Genomic DNA, 18,060 nt, shown 5'->3' with positions numbered 1-18,060 from the left:
GCTCTGCCGCCGTGTCAGCCCCCGGCGGCGGGCGGCCCGGCGCCCCCCCCCCTGCCCGGCGGAGCCGGGATCCTGGGGCGCCGCCCCAGACCCAGCGCCTCAAACGCCGGCGAGGCTGAATGCGGCTGGCCGCAGCCCAGACGTGGCGGGCCCCGGGGGCGGAGCCCCGCCCCCGGGGAAGGGCTAGCCCAGGGCCTGGGTCAGGTCCGCTACCAAGTCGTCCGCGTTCTCGATGCCCACCGACACGCGGATCAGGTCCGCCGGAACCTCCAGCGCCGAGCCCGCCACCGACGCGTGCGTCATCCGCCCCGGGTGCTCGATCAGCGACTCGACGCCGCCCAGCGACTCCGCCAGCGTGAAGATCTTCGTACGGGCGCAGACGGCCACCGCCTCCTCCTCGCCCCCGGCGACCTGGAAGGACACCATGCCGCCGAAGTTCCGCATCTGCTTCGCCGCCACCTCGTGCCCCGGGTGCTCCGGCAGCCCCGGGTAGAGGACCTTCGTGACCTTCGGGTGCCGCTGCAGCGCCTCGACGACCTTCGCCGCGTTCTCCGCGTGCCGGTCCATCCGGACGGCCAGCGTCTTGATGCCCCGCAGCACGACCCACGAGTCGAACGGCCCGGCCACCGCGCCCATCGCGTTCTGGTGGTACGCCAGCTCCTCGCCCAGCGCCGCGTCCGCGGCGACCAGCGCGCCGCCGACCACGTCGGAGTGCCCGCCCATGTACTTGGTCAGCGAGTGCACGACCACGTCCGCGCCCAACGCCAGCGGCTGCTGGAGGTACGGCGAGGCGAAGGTGTTGTCCACGACGAGCCGGGCGCCCGCCGAGCGCGCGATGTCGGCGACGACCGCGATGTCGGTGATGCCGAGCAGCGGGTTGGAGGGGGTCTCGACCCAGATGACCTTCGTCTTCGGGGTGAGCGCGGCCCGTACGGACGCCGGGTCCGAGGTGTCGGCCACCGACCACTCCACGCCCCAGCGGGAGACGACCTTCGCGAAGAGGCGGAAGGTGCCGCCGTAGGCGTCGTTCGGGATGACCACGTGGTCGCCCGGCGAGAGCAGCGTGCGCAGCAGGCAGTCCTCGGCGGCCAGACCGGAGGCGAAGGCGAGGCCGCGCCGGCCGCCCTCCAGGGCCGCCAGGTTCTCCTCCAGCGCGGTGCGGGTCGGGTTGGCGCTGCGGCTGTACTCGTAACCGCCGCGCAGACCGCCCACGCCGTCCTGCTTGTAGGTGGAGACCTGGTAGATCGGCGGCACGACCGCGCCGGTCAGCGGGTCGGCGGTGTTGCCCGCGTGGATCGCGCGGGTCTCGAAGCTCTGGTGCTCGTGGCTGTCGTCGCTCATGGTCCGATGCTATGCCCAGGGCCGGTGTGCACCCCCCTGTTGGCCTCTCCGGCCCCCGGTCTGGTTCGCTGGAGGCATGGAGATTCTGTGGATCCTGTTCGCGATGCTCATGATCGTGTTCGTCGTCGGTCCGTACGTACGGCGCAGGCGCGGCGGCATCCGCCTCGCCGCGCCCGGCAGCCCCGACGCGGCCGACCCCGCGAACTACGGGTTCGACCGGCAGGAGGAGCTGGACATCCGCCTCCCCGGCCCCGACCAGGACCTGCTGGACGCCCTGGACCACGTGCAGCGCACCGGGCAGTGGCAGGCGGCCTCCCAGCTGCTCGCCGGGACCCCGCGCGAGGGTGAGCTGCGCTGGCAGCGCGTGCAGGCGTTCGGCGGCGCCGCTGCCCTGGAGCTCGTGGCGCAGCCGGGCGTGGGCGCGCGGTGGCTGAAGGCGTGGCGGCTGGAGGCGGAGAAGGACGCGGGCGGCGCGCAGGTGCACGCGGAGCTGCTGGTGCAGCAGGCGTGGCGGCATTCGGGCGGCGTCGGCTCCGAGGACCACCGGATCATCCTGGAGGAGGCGCGGGAGGCGTGCCGCAAGGCCGCGCTGCTGTCGCCGGGGGACCCGGTCCCGTACATCACGGAGCTGGCGGTCGCGCGGGGTCTGGCGTACCCGGAGGCCGAGTTCGACGTGCTGTGGGCCGAGGTCATCGACCGCGCGCCGGACCACATGGGCGCGCACCTGGCGGCCCTGCACTACTGGTGCGCGAAGTGGCACGGCTCGCGGGAGAAGGCGGACGCCTTCGCGCACGCGGCGGCGGCCCGCGCCCCGCAGGGCTCGCTGCTGGCGGCGCTGCCGCTGTTCGCCCTGTACGAGAACCTGCCCGACCTGGTCCTGAGCAGCGGCTTCCACCGCAGCGAGGCGGTCACGCGGGCCGTGGGCGGCGCGCTGTACGCGGCGAACTCGGCGCGGCCGGACGACCCGGTGCTGGCGCACGTACGGCATCTGCTGCTGCTGTTCCTGGTGAACATGGAGCGCTGGGCGGAGGCGATGGACCAGGTCCGGCACGTGGACGGCTACGTGGGCGCCCTCCCGTGGTCGGCCGCGGAGGACCCGGCGGCGCAGTACGCGGTCTACCGCGCCCTGGCGGTGGCCGGCTACGAGGCGAACGGCGGCTCCCCGGCCACCCTCCCCCACTGACGGGCCCCGGCGGATCCCGCTCCCACCTGCGCGAATAAGGTTGCCGTGAGTGATCGCAGGCCGCATGATGCGGCGGTGGTGGTGGCCCTCGGCCACCACCGGGCACCTCGGCTCCAGCGCCGGCACTCGCACCGGCACCGCTTCATCCCGTGGGGGGATCTGTCCATATGGGCGCAACCGTGCGCGCCGTCCGCGCGCTCGTCCTGCTCGCAGGCTTCTATCTGCTCGGCGTGATCCTGCTGGCCGTGATCGGCGGCATCGACTACGCCCTCGTCGGCGTGCTGCACGGCCCGGCCCTCGTCAAGCTCCTGCTCGTCTCCGTCCTCCTCGCGGTCCCGGTCGTGCGCGGCCTGTTCATGCTGCGCACCCCGTGGGGCGATCCCCCGGCCGGGATCGGCGTCACCGAGGCGCAGGAGCCGCGGCTGTGGCAGGCCGTCCGGGAGACCGCCGCCGGGGTCGGCACCCGCGCGCCCGACGAGATCGTCCTGACCGCCGACGTGAACGCGTTCGCCTCCGAGGACGCCCGCCTGCTCGGCCTGCTGCCGGGCAGGCGCAGCCTGTACCTCGGCCTGCCGGTGCTGACGGGGCTCGACGAGATGCAGCTGCGCGCCCTCCTCGCGCACGAGATGGGCCACTACGCCCACCTGGACACCCGCCTCCTGCCGCTGGTCGCCCGCGGCCGCGCGCAGGTGCTCCGTACGGTCGCCCACTTCCAGGAGCGCGCCGACCAGAAGGTCGCCAAGGAGCGCGCCCGGCAGGAGAAGCGGGACGGGAAGCGGATCGCCAAGGGCAAGCGGGCCAAGGGCGTGGACACCACCGGCGAGGGCGCGATGTACCGCGCCATGGCCAGGATCTACATGGCCTACGGGAACTTCTCGCTGCGCGCCACCCGCTCCACCGCCCGCCGCCAGGAGCTGGCGGCGGACCTCGCCGCCGTCCGCGTCGCCGGACGGGACGCCGCCGCCTCCGCGCTGCGCGAGGTGAACGCCCTCCACGACGCGCACACGTTCTACATGGACTCGTACGCCACCCTCGGCGTCCCCGCCGGGCTGCTGCCCCGCCCCGGCGAGGTCTTCGGCGGCCTGCGCCGGCTGCTGGACGCGCGCGCGGACGAGCTGGAGGGGCTGCGCCACGCGCTGCCGTCCGAGCCCGCCTCGCCGTACGACTCCCACCCCCCGCTCGCCGAGCGTGTCGCCCGGATCGAGGCCCTGCCCGACGACGGCCGCGCCGGGCAGCCGGCCCGCCCCGCCCTGGCCCTGCTGGCCGACGCGGACGCCGTACCGGCCGCCTTGGAGGAGGCCGTCCTGACGCCGGAGGCGCTGGCGCTGCGGCGGGTGGACTGGGAGGAGCTGGTCCATGTGTCGATGACCCGGTACGCGGCCGAGGGCGCGGCGGAGATCCGGGAGGCGTTCGCCGCCGAAGGCGCGGGCCCCGGGCTGGAAGCCGTACTGGACGCGTTCGAGGCCGACCCGGCGCTGCGCTGGCGGTTCGCGGACCGCTTCCCGAAGTCGGAGCAGGCGGCGGCCGCCACGGGCCGCGCGGCCCGCGAGTTCGCCCGCCCGGTGGTCCGGCGGGCCCTGGAGCAGCTGGTCACCGTGGAACTGACGGGCCGCGGCACGGCCCGCTGGCTGCTGTCCTGGTCGGACCCGGCCGCCCTGTGCTACCCGGCCGACGGCTTCGAGGAACGCCTCGGCCCGGCCCTCGACGCGGCGGTCGCCGACCTGCCCGACACCGAACCGCTCCGGAAGCTGGTACTCGCCTCGTGATGATCGTCCTCGCCGTGCTCGGCGTCCTCCTCCTCGCGGCTGCCGTCTGGTTCCTGCGCGGCGTCTACTACATCCGCAAGGCGCGGGCCCTCGAAGCCGAGATCGCCGTACTGGAGGGCCGTACGGCCGCCATCGAGGCGGCGGGCGAGGCCGAGGACGAGGCCGCGAGGGCGGCGGCCGTCGTCGCCCTGGGCTTCGTCGCCGAGGCCGATCTCGACACGGACCATATGGCGCCCGTGCCGCCGGAGCGCGCGGCCGTGCTGGAGGCCGTCCGGGCGGGCGACTGGCAGGCCGCGGCCGCCTACGTCGAGGCCGCCGGGCAGGACTGGCAGGAGCGGATGGAGCGGGTCCGCCCGCTGGCCGAGGCCGCCGCCGAGGACGACTTCTGGCTGCTGGCCTGGCGGACGGCCCGGCCGGAGGATCCGACGGCCGCGCTGGTCCACGCCGACGCCGGGGTGCAGGTCGCCTGGGACGTGCGCGGCGCGAAGGGGGCCCGGCACACCACGCAGGAGCAGTTCCGGCTCTTCCACGAGCTGCTGGTCAAGGCCCAGGCCGACGCCCACGAGGCGCAGCGGCTGGCCTCTCCCGCGGACCCGACCCCGTACATGGTGGAGCAGCCGATCGCCTTCGGCCTGGGCTACTCCCACGAGCAGTACCGGGGCCTGTGGGAGGAGATCACCCGGCGGGCCCCGCGGGTGCTGTGGGCGCACTACTCGGCGCTCCAGTACTGGTGCCGCAAGTGGCGCGGCTCGCACGAGCTGGCCCTCGGCTTCGCCCGGACCTCGGCGGCCGCGGGCCGGCCCGGGGAGCTGCTGTCGCTGCTGCCGCTGGTCGCGTACTTCGAGCAGCAGACGTACGAGGACGACCTCGCGGTCGACACGTACTTCAAGGAGCCGGAGATCCTGGCGGCCGTGGACGCGGCGCTGCTGGACCTGGCGGCGGCCGGCCACGACCACCCGCAGGCGCCGATGCTGCGGCACATGCTGGCCTTCCTGCTGTTCTGGCAGGACCGGGACGCCGAGGCGGTGGAGCAGTTCCGGTACATCGACGGGTACATCGGGGCCATGCCCTGGTCCTACGCGGGCAAGCCGAAGCAGCGGTACCTGTACGCCCGTGACTTCGCGGTGGCCCTGGTCACGCCGGGCCTGTGACCTCCGGGCCGACAGGAAGCGGAGGGGAGGGGGCCGGGCCGGGAATCCCGGCCCGGCCCCGGCCGTTGAGGGGGTACGAAGGAGGCGAACCATGTTCTCGTACCGCCGTACGCCCGAGCTGCCCACCCGCGAGGAGGCCCTGACGGGCCGCGCGGAGCCGTTGTTCCGTGTACCGGAGAAGCACACGGTGCTGGGCAACCCGCTGTCCGGCCCGTATCCCGCCCACCTGGAGGTGGCCGACTTCGGCCTGGGCTGCTTCTGGGGCGCCGAGCGCACGTTCTGGCAGACCCCGGGGGTGTGGACCACGCTCGCGGGCTACCAGGGCGGCCACACCGAGAACCCAACGTACGACGAGGTCTGCTCGGGCGGAACCGGGCACACCGAGGTGGTCCGGGTGGTCTTCGACCCGGCCCAGGTCCCGTACGCGTCCCTGCTGAAGCTGTTCTGGGAGTCCCACGACCCCACGCAGGGCTTCCGCCAGGGCAACGACGTCGGCACCCAGTACCGCTCCGCGGTCTACACCCACTCCCCCGCCCAGCAGGCCGCGGCCGAGGAGTCCCGCGCGGCCTACCAGCGGGCCCTGGACGCCTCGGGCCACGGCCGGATCACCACCTCGGTCCTCCCGGCGGCGGACCGCCCCTTCTGGCCGGCGGAGGCGTACCACCAGCAGTACCTGGACAAGAACCCGGGCGGCTACTGCGGCATCGGCGGCACGGGCGTCTCCTGCCCGGTGGGCATCGCCCCGGCGCCGGGCAACTGAGAGGCCCGCCGGGGGCGGGCTCGCCCCGTCACAGCTTGAGCTGGAAGTAGCCCGTGCCGCGTTCGTGGTGGTAGCCGAGGGAGGCGTTGACCGTGCGCATCGGGGTGTTCTCGTCCGCGACCGTCGTCGCTATCTGCCGCAGGGCCGGGTAGCGGCGGGCCGCCTCGGCCGCCATGTGGAGTTTCACGGCGCGGCCGAGGCCCCGGCCGCGGTGGCGGGGCAGGACCACGGTGTCGTACTGGAGGGCGCGCGGGCCGGCCGGGTCGGGGAGCACGAGTTCCGTGTAGGCGGCCACCTCGCCCGCCGCGGTGACGGCGGCGACCGTGGTGATCTCCCCGCCGCGGTCCACGATGACCTGCTGGACGATGTGCAGGCGCTCCGGGGTCCAGGGCTCGATGCGCTGGTCCATGTCCCCGCTCGGGGCGTCCTCCATCGCGGTGTGGGCGTCGGCCGCGGCCTGCGCCCAGGCCGCGGGCACCGGGCCGCGCCAGATGAGGAACTCGTAGCCGGAGGTGGCCGGGGGCGGTTCGGGGGCGGCGCCCGCCGGGAGCTCCCGCGTGTACCAGGCCATCGGCAGCACGTTCTCGAACCCGAGGGATTCCGCGAACGCCTGGCCCGGGCCGTCCAGGTCGAGCATGGCGGCGACGGAGGTCCGGCCGTCGGCGCGCAGTTCCTCGCGGACCCGCTCCCACAGGGCCGTGCCCACGCCCCGCCGCCGCGCCTGCGGACGTACCGTCAGCACGTCCACGAAGGCCGCGTGCCGGTTGGTCTCGTCGGAGAAGAGGATGGCCGAGGCCACGCCCTCGCCGTCCGGCGCCGCCCAGAGCCTGGCCTCGCCGCGCACGGTCGGGACGCGCAGCCGCCCGCGGATCTCCACCTCGGAGGGGCCGGGGATCCCGGGCAGGTCGGCGGCGGCGGCCTCGGTCAGGACCGCGAGCCAGGAGTCCGTCTCGGGCGCGGTCAGGGGCAGCGCGAGGGTGTTGATCTTCATGCTCCCGACCCTAGACGGGCCGCGGGGCCGATGCCCGCGCCTTTTCGCCCGGCGGCGGGACCGGGAGGGCATGCGAACGGCGGAGGACCCCGAGAGGGTCCTCCGCCGTCTGCGGACCGCCGTAGCGGACGCGGGACTACGCGGACTTACGCCGCCGAGCCCGCCTTCCAGTCCGCCCAGTTCATGTTCCAGCCGTTGAGGCCGTTGTCGGGCTTGATGGTCTTGTCCGGGGAGTTGACCACGGTGACCACGTCCCCGATGAGGGAGTTGTCGTAGAACCAGGCCGCCGGCTGGTTCGGGTCACCGGCGCCCTTGACGTCGTTCAGGCCGACGCAGCCGTGGCTGGTGTTGGCGGAGCCGAAGATCGAGTCCGCGCCCCAGTAGTTGCCGTGCAGGAAGGTGCCGGAGTTCGACAGCCGCATCGCGTGCGGGACGTCCTTGATGTCGTACTCGCCCTTGCCGTCGTCGTCGGTGAAGCCGACCGTGGCACCGTTCATCCGGGTCTCCTTGAACTTCTCGGAGATCACCATCTGGCCGTTGTACGTCGGGTTGGCCGGGGCGCCCGCGGAGATCGGGATGGTCTTGAGGACCGCGCCGTCCCGGGTGACCGTCATCTTCTTCGTCTTCGCGTCGACCGTGGAGACCTGGCTGCGGCCGATCTTGAAGGTGATGGTCTTGCTCTGGACGCCCTGCACGCCGGGCGCGCCCTGGACGCCTTCCAGCGCGAGCTTGAGGGTGACGGTGGAGCCCGCCTGCCAGTACTGCTCGGGGCGGAAGTCCAGGCGCTGGGGGTTGAACCAGTGGCCGACGACCTCCTGGCCGCTGCTGGAGGAGACGCTGATGCCCGCCTGGACGGCCTTCTTGTCCTTGATCGCCTTGTTGAAGGTGATCGAGACCGGCATGCCGACGCCGACGGTCTGGCCCTCCTCCGGCACGAAGGAGGCCACGAAGCTGTTCTCCGGGGAGACGGTGGTGAAGGAGGCGTTCTCGTGCGCTTCCTTGCCGTCCGCGTCCTTGGCCGTGGCCGAGAGGGCGTACTTGGTGGAGCGCTTGAGGGCGCCCTTGGGCTTCCAGCTCTTGCCGTCGGCGGCCACGTCGCCGGGCACGGCCGTGCCCTCGCTGGTCTTGAGCTCGACCTGGGTGAGCGTGCCGTCGCTGACGGTGACGCTCGCCGCGTCGTTCAGACCGACGTTCGTCGCGCCGTCCTTCGGCGCGATGGTGATCTTCGCCTTCGAGGTGTCCTTGGCCGCCGCGGCGTCCACGTCCGCCTGGGACTTGCTGGCCTCCCCGTTGCCCTTCGGGTCGCCGCCGCTCTCGTCGTTGCACGCCGAGAGCACCAGTACGCCGCCGAGCACGACGGATATGGCCGCCATGGACCGTCGCCGCCGCTTGCTGTCCGTCCTCACACGCCACTCCATCGTTGCCGGAAACCCCGAGGCTGCCGTCCCCGGGGTTGGCCCGGGAGGGGGTCCGGCCCCCTCCCTGGTCCTGACAACGCGTTAACGGCGTGGGCCGGTTCCACATTCCATTCGGATGTGGGCAACCACACGGTCAGGCGTTGTCGGGTTTTTCTTCGTCGAAGTCCCCATCTTCCTCGTCGAGGTCCCACTCCATCGACTCGGGGTCGTATTCGACGGGCTCGCTGCTCCAGGATGCCTGCGCGAGCTCCACTCCGGGGATCTCCGCGACCAGGTCGGTGGGGTCCACCAGATAGGCCAGGGCCTCGGACTCGTCCTCGCGGACGGCGGCCTCGGCGTGGCTGCGCTCCTCGTCCGGCATGAACTCGTCGGCCTTGATGTGCGCGAGTGCGGCTCCGGTGAGCGCCTGGGCGTCGGGCACCTCCAGCACCAGATCCACCCGAAGCCGTACATACCGTGATGTGTCAGAAGGGTTCATACGACGGAGAGTAAGCCCGCGGCAGCCTCGACTTTCCCACGACCCGCCCCTTTCCGTAGCATCACCGCACACGGCCAATTCGCTGCTGCCACAAGGGGGATCGCACCGTGTCCGCACGCCGACCGCTGCTCACCGCTCTCGGAGCGACCACCCTCCTCGCCGCCCTGTGGTTCGTGCCCTCGGCGGGCGCCACCTCCCCGGGGGCCGAGGAGCACGTATCCGGTGTACCCGCCGGTGCCAACGCCTTCGCCGCGGACTCCGGCGCGCCCGGCGGCCCCGGCACCGTGGCCCTCCAGGCGGGCGCCCGCACGGAGCCCGCGGCGCAGCCGCTCACGCTGGCCGACACCGGCTCGGTGGACACCACGCCGTACATCCTGGGCGGCACGCTCTTCCTCGGGGTCGGAGCCGCCGCGGTGGCCTTCTCCGTACGCCGCTCCCCGTCCGCCTAGGGCGGGCGGAACGGCGCGCTCACGGCGAAGGGCCGCCCCGGGAGGAGATCCCGGGGCGGCCCTTCGCCGTGAGCCGTCGCGCGCCGTCAGGCGAGCGGGCCCGTCACCGGCTCCACGGCGGCGACGAGGCCACCGCTGCGGACGAAGGCGTCCGCGGCGGCCAGGTCGGGCGCGAGGAAACGATCCGGCCCGGGACCCTCCACGCCCGCCGCGCGGGCCGCGGCGATCGCGGCGAGGCTGGCGGGGGCCGCGGTGAGCCCGTGGCGCAGCTCGATGGCGCGGGTGGCCGCGTAGAGCTCGATGGCGATGATCCGCGTCAGGTTGTCGACGGCGGTACGCAGCTTGCGCGCGGCCGACCAGCCCATCGAGACGTGGTCCTCCTGCATGGCGGAGGAGGGGATCGAGTCGGCGGAGGCCGGGACGGCGAGCCGCTTCATCTCGCTGACCAGCGCGGCCTGCGTGTACTGGGCGATCATCAGACCGGAATCCACGCCGGCGTCGTCCGCGAGGAAGGGCGGCAGGCCGTGCGAGCGGTTCTTGTCGAGCAGCCGGTCGGTGCGCCGCTCGGCGATGGAGCCGAGGTCGGCGGCGGCGATGGCCAGGAAGTCCAGTACGTAGGCCACGGGCGCGCCGTGGAAGTTGCCGTTCGACTCCACGCGGCCGTCGGGCAGGACGACCGGGTTGTCGACGGCGGCGGCCAGCTCGCGGGAGGCCACCAGGGCGGCGTGCGCCATGGTGTCACGGCCGGCGCCGGCCACCTGCGGGGCGCAGCGCACGGAGTAGGCGTCCTGCACGCGCGGGGCGGACTCCTCCTGGAAGTGCCCGGTCAGCCCGGAGCCCTTGAGCACGGCGGCCATGTTGGCGGCGGAGGCGCTCTGGCCGGGGTGCGGGCGGATGGCGTGCAGCTCGGGCTGGAGCACCTTCTCGGTGCCGAGCAGCGCCTCCAGGGTGAGGGCGGCGGTGATGTCGGCGGACTTGTACAGCCGGTCGAGGTCCGCGAGGGCCATGACCAGCATGCCGAGCATGCCGTCCGTGCCGTTGAGGAGGGCCAGGCCCTCCTTCTCGCGCAGTTCGACGGGCTCGATGCCGTGCTCGGCGAGCAGTTCGCCGGCCGCGCGGACCGCGCCGTCGGGGCCCTCGGCGTCGCCCTCGCCCATGAGCGCGAGCGCGCAGTGGGACAGCGGGGCGAGGTCGCCGGAGCAGCCGAGGGAGCCGTACTCGTGGACGACGGGGGTGATCCCGGCGTTGAGCAGGTCGGCCATGGTCTGCGCGACGGAGGGGCGCACGCCGGTGTGGCCGGAGGCGACGGTCTTGAGGCGGAGGAACATCAGCGCGCGGACGACCTCCCGCTCCACGCGCGGGCCCATGCCGGCGGCGTGCGAGCGGACGATGTTGCGCTGGAGCTGGGCGCGCAGCTCAGGGCTGATGTGCCGGGAGGCGAGGGCGCCGAACCCGGTGGACACCCCGTACACGGGTTCGGGCTTGGCGGCCAGCGCGTCGACGATCTCGCGGGCGCGGGCGAGCGCCGCGAGCGCTTCGCCGGACAGCTCGACCCGTGCGTTGCCGCGGGCGACGGCGATGACGTCCTCGGCGGTGGTCCCGGACGTCCCCACCACGACAGTGTGCATATCCATATTCAGCACCCTACGGATTGAATCGCTTCATGTCACTAGCTGGTTCTGTCACGATCGCGCCGCTGCGCCACCCCTTACGTACGGAAGCCAGGGCGCGGGCCCTCACCTGCGCCCGCGGAACCGCCTGCGCTCACCGGGAGCCTCCTGGGCCGCGGCGTCGGCCAGCCGGACCACGGCGGTGTCCCGGCCCGCCACCACCGGCTGGGCCGAACGGGCGGCCTTGGCCCGGTACTGGGCGGCGTCCGCGAGCCGGAACAGCCGCCGGGAGGACTTCACCGGGCCGATCGGGTCCCCGGTGGAGGCCACCCCGCAGGCCACCCCCTCACCCAGCTCCAGCTCGGCGGCCCGGGTGCACAGCTCCTCGCCGACCCGGACCACCTCGTCCGCGGAGGGGCCGACGCCGACCAGGCAGAACTCGTCGCCGCCGAGCCGGGCCACCAGCGCGCCGGGGAGCATGGCCCCGCACAGGCTCAGCACCGAGCCGAAGCGCTCCAGGAGCCGGTCGCCCATGGCGTGCCCGAGGGTGTCGTTGACCCGCTTGAGGCCGTTCAGGTCGCAGACCACCAGGCTGACCACGACACCGGTGCGCCGGTGCTCCTCCAGCGCCTCGTCGAGCCGCATGTCCACGGCCCGGCGGTTCGCCAGGCCCGTCAGCGGATCGGTGAAGGCCAGCCGCCGGGCCTCCTCCAGCCGCTCGGTCTGCGCGAGCCCCGCCGCCACCACGGCGGCGAGCACGGCGGCGAACTCCGCGTCGTCCGCGTCGAAGCCGGGCAGCCCCTCGTCCCGGGCCACGTACAGCTCGCCCCAGGCCCGCCCGCTGAGCACCACGGGCGCGACCACGCAGCTGCCGCGCCCCCGGCGGCGCAGGGACTCCCCGCGCCGCCCGGGCCGGTCGCCGGCCGCGCTCTCCACCCAGGCGTGCGGGCCGCCGCCGCCCGCCCAGCGCTCGTGCAGGAACTCGGTGATCTCGGGGAAGTCGTGCACCGGGTAGGACTCGTCCTCGGGGAACTCCTCCTCGCCCGGCCGCCGCCCGCCCTCGTTGACCAGCACCCGCAGGCAGCCCCGCTCGCGCTCCCAGGCGGAGATCGCGGCGAAGGAGCCGTCCATCGCCAGGCGCGCGCCCCGCGCGGCGGCCCGCACACTGTCGCGCGGCGTGGCCGCCGCGGCCATCGCCTGTGCCAGGCCCACCACGGCTCGCAAACGCCCGTCGACTCCCATCACCCCAGATTAGGGACTTTTGTCTGATTTAGGGATAATCGGCGCGACTTTCGGTACCGGCGGAAGCACCCGAGGTAGCGGGACCGCGCCGAGGCGGCGGGACCGCCCCGAGGCAGCGGGGCCGTGCCCGGGCAGCCGCTACTCCCCCGGCCACTCCGGCTTGCGCTTCTCGTTGAACGCCGCCACGCCCTCCGCCCGGTCGCCCGAGAAGGCCACCGTGCGCCAGGCCGCGTCCTCGATCTCCAGCCCGGCCGCCAGGTCCATCCCGTGCCCCAGCCGCAGCGCCCGCTTGGCGGCCCGCAGCCCCACCGGGGAGTTCGCCGCCATCCGGGTCGCGAGGGCCAGCGCCTCGGCCGTGTCCCGGCCGGCCGGGACCACCGAGTCCACCAGCCCCAGGGACAGCGCCTCGGCCGCCTCCACCCGGCGGGCCGTGAAGATCAGCTCGGCCGCGCGGGCCGCGCCCACCCGGCGCGGCAGCAACTGCGTGCCCCCGCCGCCCGGGATCACGCCCACGGACACCTCCGGCAGGCCCACCACCGCGGTCTCGTCGGCGACGATCACATCGCAGGCCAGGGCCAGCTCGAAGCCGCCGCCCAGCGCGAAGCCGTGCACCGCCGCGACCGTCGGCATCGGCAGCTCCAGCACCCCGCCGTAGGCCCCGCGCGTGGTCGGCCGCTGCCGCACCAGCTCGGCGTCCGAGAGCGCGTTGCGCTCCTTGAGGTCCGCGCCGACGCAGAAGGCCCGCTCGGCGGTGGAGGAGAGCACCACCACCCGCGCCGACCGGTCCGCGGCCAGGGCCGCGCAGGCCGCGCCGATGGACCGGGCCATCTCGGTGGACACCGCGTTCATCGCCTTGGGGCGGTCCAGCACCAGCTCCGCGACCCCGCCCTCGTGGCGGCGTACCGTCACGAACTCCGACTCGAACGCGGACACGGAATCGGACTCGAACTCGGACGCCATAGGACCCTCACCCTCCCGGTTAACGAACGTTACCCGGGGGATCCTAGGGCGCGACGGCCCGCCGGAACAGCGCCCGCCCGCGCCACCGGCCCGTCAGCGCCGCTTGCGCCGGGTCAGGGACCAGGGCTCGACCACGCCGAGCCCGCGCACCGGCCGCTGCCACATCGGCTGGAGGGCGAAGCGGTAGGCCGCGCCCTCGTCGGGCTCCGCCTCCGCCTCCTTCTCCGAGACCGGCGCGGCCCCGGTCCGGGACAGCTCCTTGGCCATCGCCCCGTCCACCAGCACCGCGTCCTTCGGCGCTATCGAGGTCAGCCGGCTGGCCAGGTTCACCGTGGTCCCGAAGACATCGCCCATCCGGGTCGTCACCGTGCCGAAGGCGATGCCCACCCGCAGCTCGGGCATCTGGGCGTCGGCCTCCATCGTCTCGATGAGCCGCAGCGCGATCTCCGCCGCCGTCGCCGCGTCGTCGGCGGCGTACAGCACCTCGTCACCCAGGGTCTTGATCAGCCGGCCGCCGTGCGCGGCCACCAGGTCGGCCGCCGTGGTCTCGAAGGACTCGACGAGCTCGCCCAGCTCCTCCTCCTCCAGCCGGCGGGTGAGGCGGGTGAAGCCCACCAGGTCGGCGAAGCCCACCGCGAGCCGCCGGTCGACCATCTCCTCGTCGTCCGCGACCTGCACGACCCGCCCGGTCGCGGCCGCCAGCTGGCGCCGCCACACGTAGACGAGGAACTCCTCCAGCTCCGGCAGCAGCAGCTCCACCAGCGGGTACGTGACCTCCGTACGGGTCATGCCCGGCTCCGGCGGCTCCGTCAGACCCTCCAGGAAGGAGTCGATCTGCCACTCCGCGAGGCGTGCCGTGGTCTGCCCCGTGGAGCGCGCCACCTGCACCGCCATCGGCTCCGACAGCAGCCCGGCCTCCACCAGACCGGCGAGCCGGCGCAGGGCCAGGACGTCGGCCTCGGTGAGCGCACGGGCCTGCCCGATGTCGGCGAAGCCCATGGCCCGCCAGAAGCGCGAGGCCAGCTCCATGGACACACCCGCGCTGCGGGCCGCCTGGAAGGGCGTGTAGCGGCGCTCCGCGCCGAGGATCAGCTGCTCCAGCCGGATGGCGAGCGGGTCCGCGGTGGGCTGGGCGGTGTGGTCGACCTCGTGGTGCGGGGTGTGCTGGTCGCGCCCGATCGGGGTGCCCGGACCGCTGGGCCCCGGGGCGGACGCGCCGGAGGCAGAGTCGTCGACGGTCAAGGGCCGCCTCCTGTCCATTCCGTGCGCACTGCCCTGCCGAACCGGTTGATCACCACGAGCACCGGGATCGCCTAAACCATACGGCAGGTGTGCCGTAGCTCACTCCCCTCCCCGTCCCCGGAAGCGACCCGCCGGCCGGGCCCGCCGGCGCGGTCCGCGACCGCCCGCGGGACCGTATCCGTACGAAACGCGATCTTCGCCGCATTCCGCCCGGGGCCCGGCCCCGCAGGCCCCGCGGCCGTCTCAGTGCACCGAGCGCAGGTGGACCACGTCGCCCGCGCCGACCGCCTCGTGGGCGCCCTCGGCCGTACGGATCACCAGGCGGCCTTCGCTGTCGACCGCTTCGGCCGTTCCGGTGAGGGTGCGGCCGCCGGGCAGCTCCGCGCGGACATGCCGGCCGAGGGTGGCGCAGCCCGCCGCGTAGGTCTCCTGGAGGCCGCTGGCCGCGGGGTCGCCGCCGGCCGCGCGCCAGTTCCCGTACCACTCCTCCAGGGAGCGCAGGACGGCCCGCAGCAGGGGGTCGCGGTCGGTGACGGCGGCCTTGGCCAGGGCCAGCGAGCCCGCGGTGGGGACCGGCAGCTCGTCCTCGGTCAGGGAGACGTTGAGGCCGATGCCGACGATCACGCCGTCCGCGACGCGCTCGGCGAGCATGCCGCCCGCCTTGCGCTCCTGGCCGTCCACGGTGACCAGGAGGTCGTTGGGCCACTTGAGGGCGGTGTCCACGCCCGCCGCCCGGGACAGCCCGGTCGCGGTGGCCACCCCGGCCAGCAGGGTCAGCCAGCCCCAGTTCTCCTGCGGGACGGCCTCGCCCGGCTTGAACAGCACGGAGAAGAACAGCCCGGAGCGGGCGGGCGCCACCCAGCTGCGGTCGAGCCGCCCGCGCCCGGCGTTCTGCTCCTCGGCGACGAGCACGGCCCCCTCGGGCAGCCCCGGCGCCCGCGCGGCGAGATCGGTGTTGGTGGACCCGGTGGAGTCGACCACCTCCAGGGAGGTCCACAGCCCGTCACCGGTGACGAGGGCCCGCCGCAGCGCCGCTTCGTTGAGGGGAGGCCGGTCCAGGCTCGACCAGCGACCGGCGGAGGCACCTGCTGAGGCATCTGATGGCATGACCGGATTCCTTCTGTCGCCGTATGTGCTTCCGACCCGGGCCGGCCCGGATCGGGTCCCGACCGACCCTAGCGGCCCGGCCCCCGCGAACCGGCCGCCGCGCGCCCGCGCCGGGCCCCGGTCCGCGGCACATACTGAAAGGAGCGGGTACCCGCGGTGACGGGGGCAGGCAACCCAATGCAGGTGTGTCAAACGCCGCACTGCCGAGCGCCATGGCCGCCGATACGCTACGCACCAGTAGCCAGCAGTAGTCAATCAATTGACCAGGCAGTTGACACCATGCAGGGAGCCGCGACCCCGATGTCACAACCGTCAGAGCCGATCGACATGCACACCACCGCGGGGAAGATCGCGGATCTGCAGCGCCGCATCGACGAAGCCACCCACGCCGGTTCCGCCCGCGCCGTGGAGAAGCAGCACGCCAAGGGCAAGCTGACGGCGCGTGAGCGGGTGGCCCTGCTCCTCGACGAGGGTTCCTTCGTCGAGCTGGACGAGTTCGCCCGGCACCGGTCCACCAACTTCGGTCTGGAGAAGACCCGCCCGTACGGCGACGGCGTCGTCACCGGCTACGGCACGGTCGACGGGCGCCCGGTGGCGGTGTTCTCGCAGGACTTCACCGTCTTCGGCGGCGCCCTCGGCGAGGTGTTCGGCCAGAAGATCATGAAGGTCATGGACTTCGCGCTGAAGACCGGCTGCCCGCTCGTCGGCATCAACGACTCCGGCGGCGCCCGGATCCAGGAGGGCGTCAGCGCCCTCGGCATGTACGGCGAGATCTTCCGCCGCAACGTGCACGCGTCCGGCGTGATCCCGCAGATCAGCCTGGTCGTCGGCCCCTGCGCGGGCGGCGCCGTGTACTCCCCCGCGATCACCGACTTCACGGTGATGGTCGACCAGACCTCGCACATGTTCATCACCGGCCCGGACGTCATCAAGACGGTCACCGGCGAGGACGTCGGCTTCGAGGAACTGGGCGGCGCGCGGACGCACAACAGCACGTCCGGTGTCGCGCACCACATGGCGGGTGACGAGAAGGACGCCATCGAGTACGTGAAGTCCCTCCTGTCGTACCTGCCGTCGAACAACCTCTCCGAGCCGCCCGCCTTCCCCGAGGAGGCGGACACCGAGGTCTCCGCGCACGACCGCGAGCTCGACACGCTCATCCCGGACAGCGCGAACCAGCCGTACGACATGCACACCGTCATCGAGCACGTGCTGGACGACGGGGAGTTCCTGGAGACCCAGTCGCTGTTCGCGCCGAACATCCTCACCGGCTTCGGCCGGGTCGAGGGCCACCCGGTGGGCATCGTCGCCAACCAGCCGATGCAGTTCGCCGGCTGCCTGGACATCGACGCCTCCGAGAAGGCCGCGCGGTTCGTCCGCACCTGCGACGCCTTCAACGTCCCGGTGCTGACCTTCGTGGACGTCCCGGGCTTCCTGCCGGGCACGGACCAGGAGTACAACGGCATCATCCGGCGCGGCGCGAAGCTCATCTACGCCTACGCCGAGGCCACCGTGCCGCTGATCACCGTCATCACCCGCAAGGCGTTCGGCGGCGCCTACGACGTCATGGGCTCCAAGCACCTGGGCGCGGACCTCAACCTGGCCTGGCCGACCGCGCAGATCGCCGTCATGGGCGCGCAGGGCGCGGTCAACATCCTGCACCGGCGCACCCTCGCCGAGGCGGAGGCCGCCGGTGAGGACGTGGAGGCCGTCCGGGCCCGGCTGATCACCGAGTACGAGGACGCGCTGCTCAACCCGTACACGGCCGCCGAGCGCGGGTACATCGACGCGGTGGCCATGCCGTCCGAGACCCGCTCGCACGTGGTCCGGGGGCTGCGCCAGCTGCGGACGAAGCGGGAGTCCCTGCCGCCGAAGAAGCACGGCAACATCCCCCTCTAGCCCGCCAGGAGGTCTCTGTGGTGATCAAGGTCGTCAAGGGCAACCCGACCCCGGAGGAGCTGGCCGCCGCCCTGGCGGTGGTCCAGGCACGCGCGGCGGCCCTGGCCGCGGTGGCGCCGGGTGCCCCGCCGGTCGCGGACGAGTGGTCCACCCCCGCCCGGGTGGCCCGGCGCCGGCTGCCGCAGCCGGGGCCGCGGGCCTGGGGGCGTACGTACTGGCCCGGGTAGTCATGACGGGTGCGGCGGCCTGAGTACCCGTACTCAGGCGCCGCACCCGTCCTCGGGGCCAGGATCGGAGCATGCTGTGGTCCGACCCGAAGAACGAGCCGCCCAAGGACATGCGCGACGCGCAGGCGATGATCCGGCGGCTGAGCCTGGTGCTCGCCCTCGCCATGCTCGTGGTGGTCTACGTCCTGGGAGTGGGCCACTTCTGAGGGCGCGCGCGGCGCCCCTACGATGGCCCC

General features: G+C 73.7%; 17 protein-coding genes. 8 read left to right on the top strand and 9 right to left on the bottom strand.

Annotated elements, in window-relative coordinates; all coding sequences use genetic code 11:
• Nucleotides 1-183: 183 nt before the first annotated feature.
• Nucleotides 184-1,341, bottom strand: a complete 1,158-nt coding sequence (locus ABZ873_RS26710; protein ID WP_360876701.1) for a cystathionine gamma-synthase — start codon at nt 1,339-1,341, stop codon at nt 184-186.
• A 76-nt stretch (nt 1,342-1,417) separates the two neighbouring features.
• Here ABZ873_RS26710 and ABZ873_RS26705 point away from each other — a divergent pair, with 76 nt between their 5' ends.
• The 4 genes from ABZ873_RS26705 to msrA all read left to right on the top strand — a co-directional run bounded on the left by ABZ873_RS26705 (nt 1,418) and on the right by msrA (nt 6,201).
• The gene (locus ABZ873_RS26705; protein ID WP_360876698.1) at nt 1,418-2,524 is read left to right on the top strand and encodes a hypothetical protein; all 1,107 of its coding nucleotides are present in this window, start codon (nt 1,418-1,420) and stop codon (nt 2,522-2,524) included.
• 167 nt (nt 2,525-2,691) lie between these two features.
• Nucleotides 2,692-4,290, top strand: coding sequence for a M48 family metalloprotease (locus ABZ873_RS26700; RefSeq protein WP_360876695.1), 1,599 nt, complete (start codon nt 2,692-2,694; stop codon nt 4,288-4,290).
• A complete protein-coding gene (locus ABZ873_RS26695) occupies nt 4,290-5,441 on the top strand; it encodes a hypothetical protein (RefSeq protein ID WP_360876692.1) in 1,152 nt (383 codons plus the stop codon). The genes ABZ873_RS26700 and ABZ873_RS26695 overlap by 1 nt, the downstream gene beginning before the upstream one ends.
• Before the next feature lie 91 nt (nt 5,442-5,532).
• Nucleotides 5,533-6,201 (top strand): peptide-methionine (S)-S-oxide reductase MsrA, encoded by a 669-nt coding sequence (gene msrA / locus ABZ873_RS26690; RefSeq protein ID WP_360876689.1) that lies wholly within the window; start codon nt 5,533-5,535, stop codon nt 6,199-6,201.
• Nucleotides 6,202-6,229: 28 nt separating this feature from the next.
• Here msrA and ABZ873_RS26685 read toward each other — a convergent pair whose 3' ends face one another.
• From ABZ873_RS26685 to ABZ873_RS26675, 3 genes are all read right to left on the bottom strand, one after another.
• On the bottom strand, nt 6,230-7,192 hold the full coding sequence (locus ABZ873_RS26685; protein ID WP_360876686.1) for a GNAT family N-acetyltransferase: 963 nt from the start codon (nt 7,190-7,192) through the stop codon (nt 6,230-6,232).
• A gap of 146 nt (nt 7,193-7,338) precedes the next feature.
• On the bottom strand, nt 7,339-8,610 hold the full coding sequence (locus ABZ873_RS26680; RefSeq protein ID WP_360876683.1) for an Ig-like domain-containing protein: 1,272 nt from the start codon (nt 8,608-8,610) through the stop codon (nt 7,339-7,341).
• A gap of 133 nt (nt 8,611-8,743) precedes the next feature.
• Nucleotides 8,744-9,088: a hypothetical protein gene (locus tag ABZ873_RS26675; protein ID WP_360876680.1), complete on the bottom strand. Its 345-nt coding sequence runs from the start codon at nt 9,086-9,088 to the stop codon at nt 8,744-8,746.
• A 107-nt stretch (nt 9,089-9,195) separates the two neighbouring features.
• On the opposite strand from ABZ873_RS26675, the gene ABZ873_RS26670 reads away from it, so the two are divergent.
• The gene (locus ABZ873_RS26670) at nt 9,196-9,537 is read left to right on the top strand and encodes a hypothetical protein (protein ID WP_360876677.1); all 342 of its coding nucleotides are present in this window, start codon (nt 9,196-9,198) and stop codon (nt 9,535-9,537) included.
• Nucleotides 9,538-9,623: 86 nt separating this feature from the next.
• Here the strand turns inward: ABZ873_RS26670 and hutH are convergent, their stop codons facing one another.
• The 5 genes from hutH to ABZ873_RS26645 all read right to left on the bottom strand — a co-directional run bounded on the left by hutH (nt 9,624) and on the right by ABZ873_RS26645 (nt 15,698).
• A complete protein-coding gene (hutH, locus tag ABZ873_RS26665; protein ID WP_360876704.1) occupies nt 9,624-11,165 on the bottom strand; it encodes a histidine ammonia-lyase in 1,542 nt (513 codons plus the stop codon).
• 108 nt (nt 11,166-11,273) lie between these two features.
• Complete coding sequence (locus ABZ873_RS26660; protein WP_360876674.1) at nt 11,274-12,389, bottom strand: GGDEF domain-containing protein; 1,116 nt, start codon at nt 12,387-12,389, stop codon at nt 11,274-11,276.
• A 138-nt stretch (nt 12,390-12,527) separates the two neighbouring features.
• On the bottom strand, nt 12,528-13,349 hold the full coding sequence (locus ABZ873_RS26655) for an enoyl-CoA hydratase-related protein (RefSeq protein ID WP_360876671.1): 822 nt from the start codon (nt 13,347-13,349) through the stop codon (nt 12,528-12,530).
• Between the two features lie 93 nt (nt 13,350-13,442).
• Nucleotides 13,443-14,591: an adenylate/guanylate cyclase domain-containing protein gene (locus tag ABZ873_RS26650; protein WP_360876668.1), complete on the bottom strand. Its 1,149-nt coding sequence runs from the start codon at nt 14,589-14,591 to the stop codon at nt 13,443-13,445.
• Nucleotides 14,592-14,834: 243 nt separating this feature from the next.
• Nucleotides 14,835-15,698: a biotin--[acetyl-CoA-carboxylase] ligase gene (locus tag ABZ873_RS26645; protein WP_360876665.1), complete on the bottom strand. Its 864-nt coding sequence runs from the start codon at nt 15,696-15,698 to the stop codon at nt 14,835-14,837.
• Nucleotides 15,699-15,998: 300 nt separating this feature from the next.
• Between ABZ873_RS26645 and ABZ873_RS26640 the strand changes: the two genes are divergently transcribed.
• The 3 genes from ABZ873_RS26640 to ABZ873_RS26630 all read left to right on the top strand — a co-directional run bounded on the left by ABZ873_RS26640 (nt 15,999) and on the right by ABZ873_RS26630 (nt 18,030).
• Nucleotides 15,999-17,597 carry an acyl-CoA carboxylase subunit beta gene (locus ABZ873_RS26640; RefSeq protein WP_360876662.1) on the top strand — a complete coding sequence of 533 codons (1,599 nt, stop codon included), beginning with the start codon at nt 15,999-16,001 and terminating at the stop codon, nt 17,595-17,597.
• 17 nt (nt 17,598-17,614) lie between these two features.
• On the top strand, nt 17,615-17,824 hold the full coding sequence (locus ABZ873_RS26635; RefSeq protein WP_360876659.1) for an acyl-CoA carboxylase epsilon subunit: 210 nt from the start codon (nt 17,615-17,617) through the stop codon (nt 17,822-17,824).
• Nucleotides 17,825-17,895: 71 nt separating this feature from the next.
• Nucleotides 17,896-18,030, top strand: a complete 135-nt coding sequence (locus ABZ873_RS26630; RefSeq protein ID WP_257789492.1) for a hypothetical protein — start codon at nt 17,896-17,898, stop codon at nt 18,028-18,030.
• Nucleotides 18,031-18,060 lie beyond the last annotated feature (30 nt).

Origin of the sequence: Streptomyces sp. NPDC047014, assembly GCF_040644195.1 — a bacterium.
GTDB lineage: Bacteria > Actinomycetota > Actinomycetes > Streptomycetales > Streptomycetaceae > Streptomyces.
Note: the sequence above shows the minus strand (reverse complement) of the source record. Positions and strands in the feature narration are given on the sequence as shown.

Excerpts from the sequence above, each read along its gene's own strand:
- ABZ873_RS26700 (WP_360876695.1), top strand. The coding sequence starts at position 2,692 with ATGGGCGCAACCGTGCGCGCCGTCCGCGCGCTCGTCCTGCTCGCAGGC.
- ABZ873_RS26640 (WP_360876662.1), top strand. The coding sequence starts at position 15,999 with ATGTCACAACCGTCAGAGCCGATCGACATGCACACCACCGCGGGGAAG.
- ABZ873_RS26685 (WP_360876686.1), bottom strand. The coding sequence starts at position 7,192 with ATGAAGATCAACACCCTCGCGCTGCCCCTGACCGCGCCCGAGACGGAC.
- msrA (WP_360876689.1), top strand. The coding sequence starts at position 5,533 with ATGTTCTCGTACCGCCGTACGCCCGAGCTGCCCACCCGCGAGGAGGCC.
- ABZ873_RS26675 (WP_360876680.1), bottom strand. The coding sequence starts at position 9,088 with ATGAACCCTTCTGACACATCACGGTATGTACGGCTTCGGGTGGATCTG.
- ABZ873_RS26680 (WP_360876683.1), bottom strand. The coding sequence starts at position 8,610 with ATGGAGTGGCGTGTGAGGACGGACAGCAAGCGGCGGCGACGGTCCATG.
- ABZ873_RS26630 (WP_257789492.1), top strand. The coding sequence starts at position 17,896 with ATGCTGTGGTCCGACCCGAAGAACGAGCCGCCCAAGGACATGCGCGAC.
- ABZ873_RS26645 (WP_360876665.1), bottom strand. The coding sequence starts at position 15,698 with ATGCCATCAGATGCCTCAGCAGGTGCCTCCGCCGGTCGCTGGTCGAGC.
- ABZ873_RS26660 (WP_360876674.1), bottom strand. The coding sequence starts at position 12,389 with ATGGGAGTCGACGGGCGTTTGCGAGCCGTGGTGGGCCTGGCACAGGCG.
- ABZ873_RS26710 (WP_360876701.1), bottom strand. The coding sequence starts at position 1,341 with ATGAGCGACGACAGCCACGAGCACCAGAGCTTCGAGACCCGCGCGATC.
- ABZ873_RS26695 (WP_360876692.1), top strand. The coding sequence starts at position 4,290 with ATGATCGTCCTCGCCGTGCTCGGCGTCCTCCTCCTCGCGGCTGCCGTC.
- ABZ873_RS26705 (WP_360876698.1), top strand. The coding sequence starts at position 1,418 with ATGGAGATTCTGTGGATCCTGTTCGCGATGCTCATGATCGTGTTCGTC.
- ABZ873_RS26655 (WP_360876671.1), bottom strand. The coding sequence starts at position 13,349 with ATGGCGTCCGAGTTCGAGTCCGATTCCGTGTCCGCGTTCGAGTCGGAG.
- hutH (WP_360876704.1), bottom strand. The coding sequence starts at position 11,165 with ATGCACACTGTCGTGGTGGGGACGTCCGGGACCACCGCCGAGGACGTC.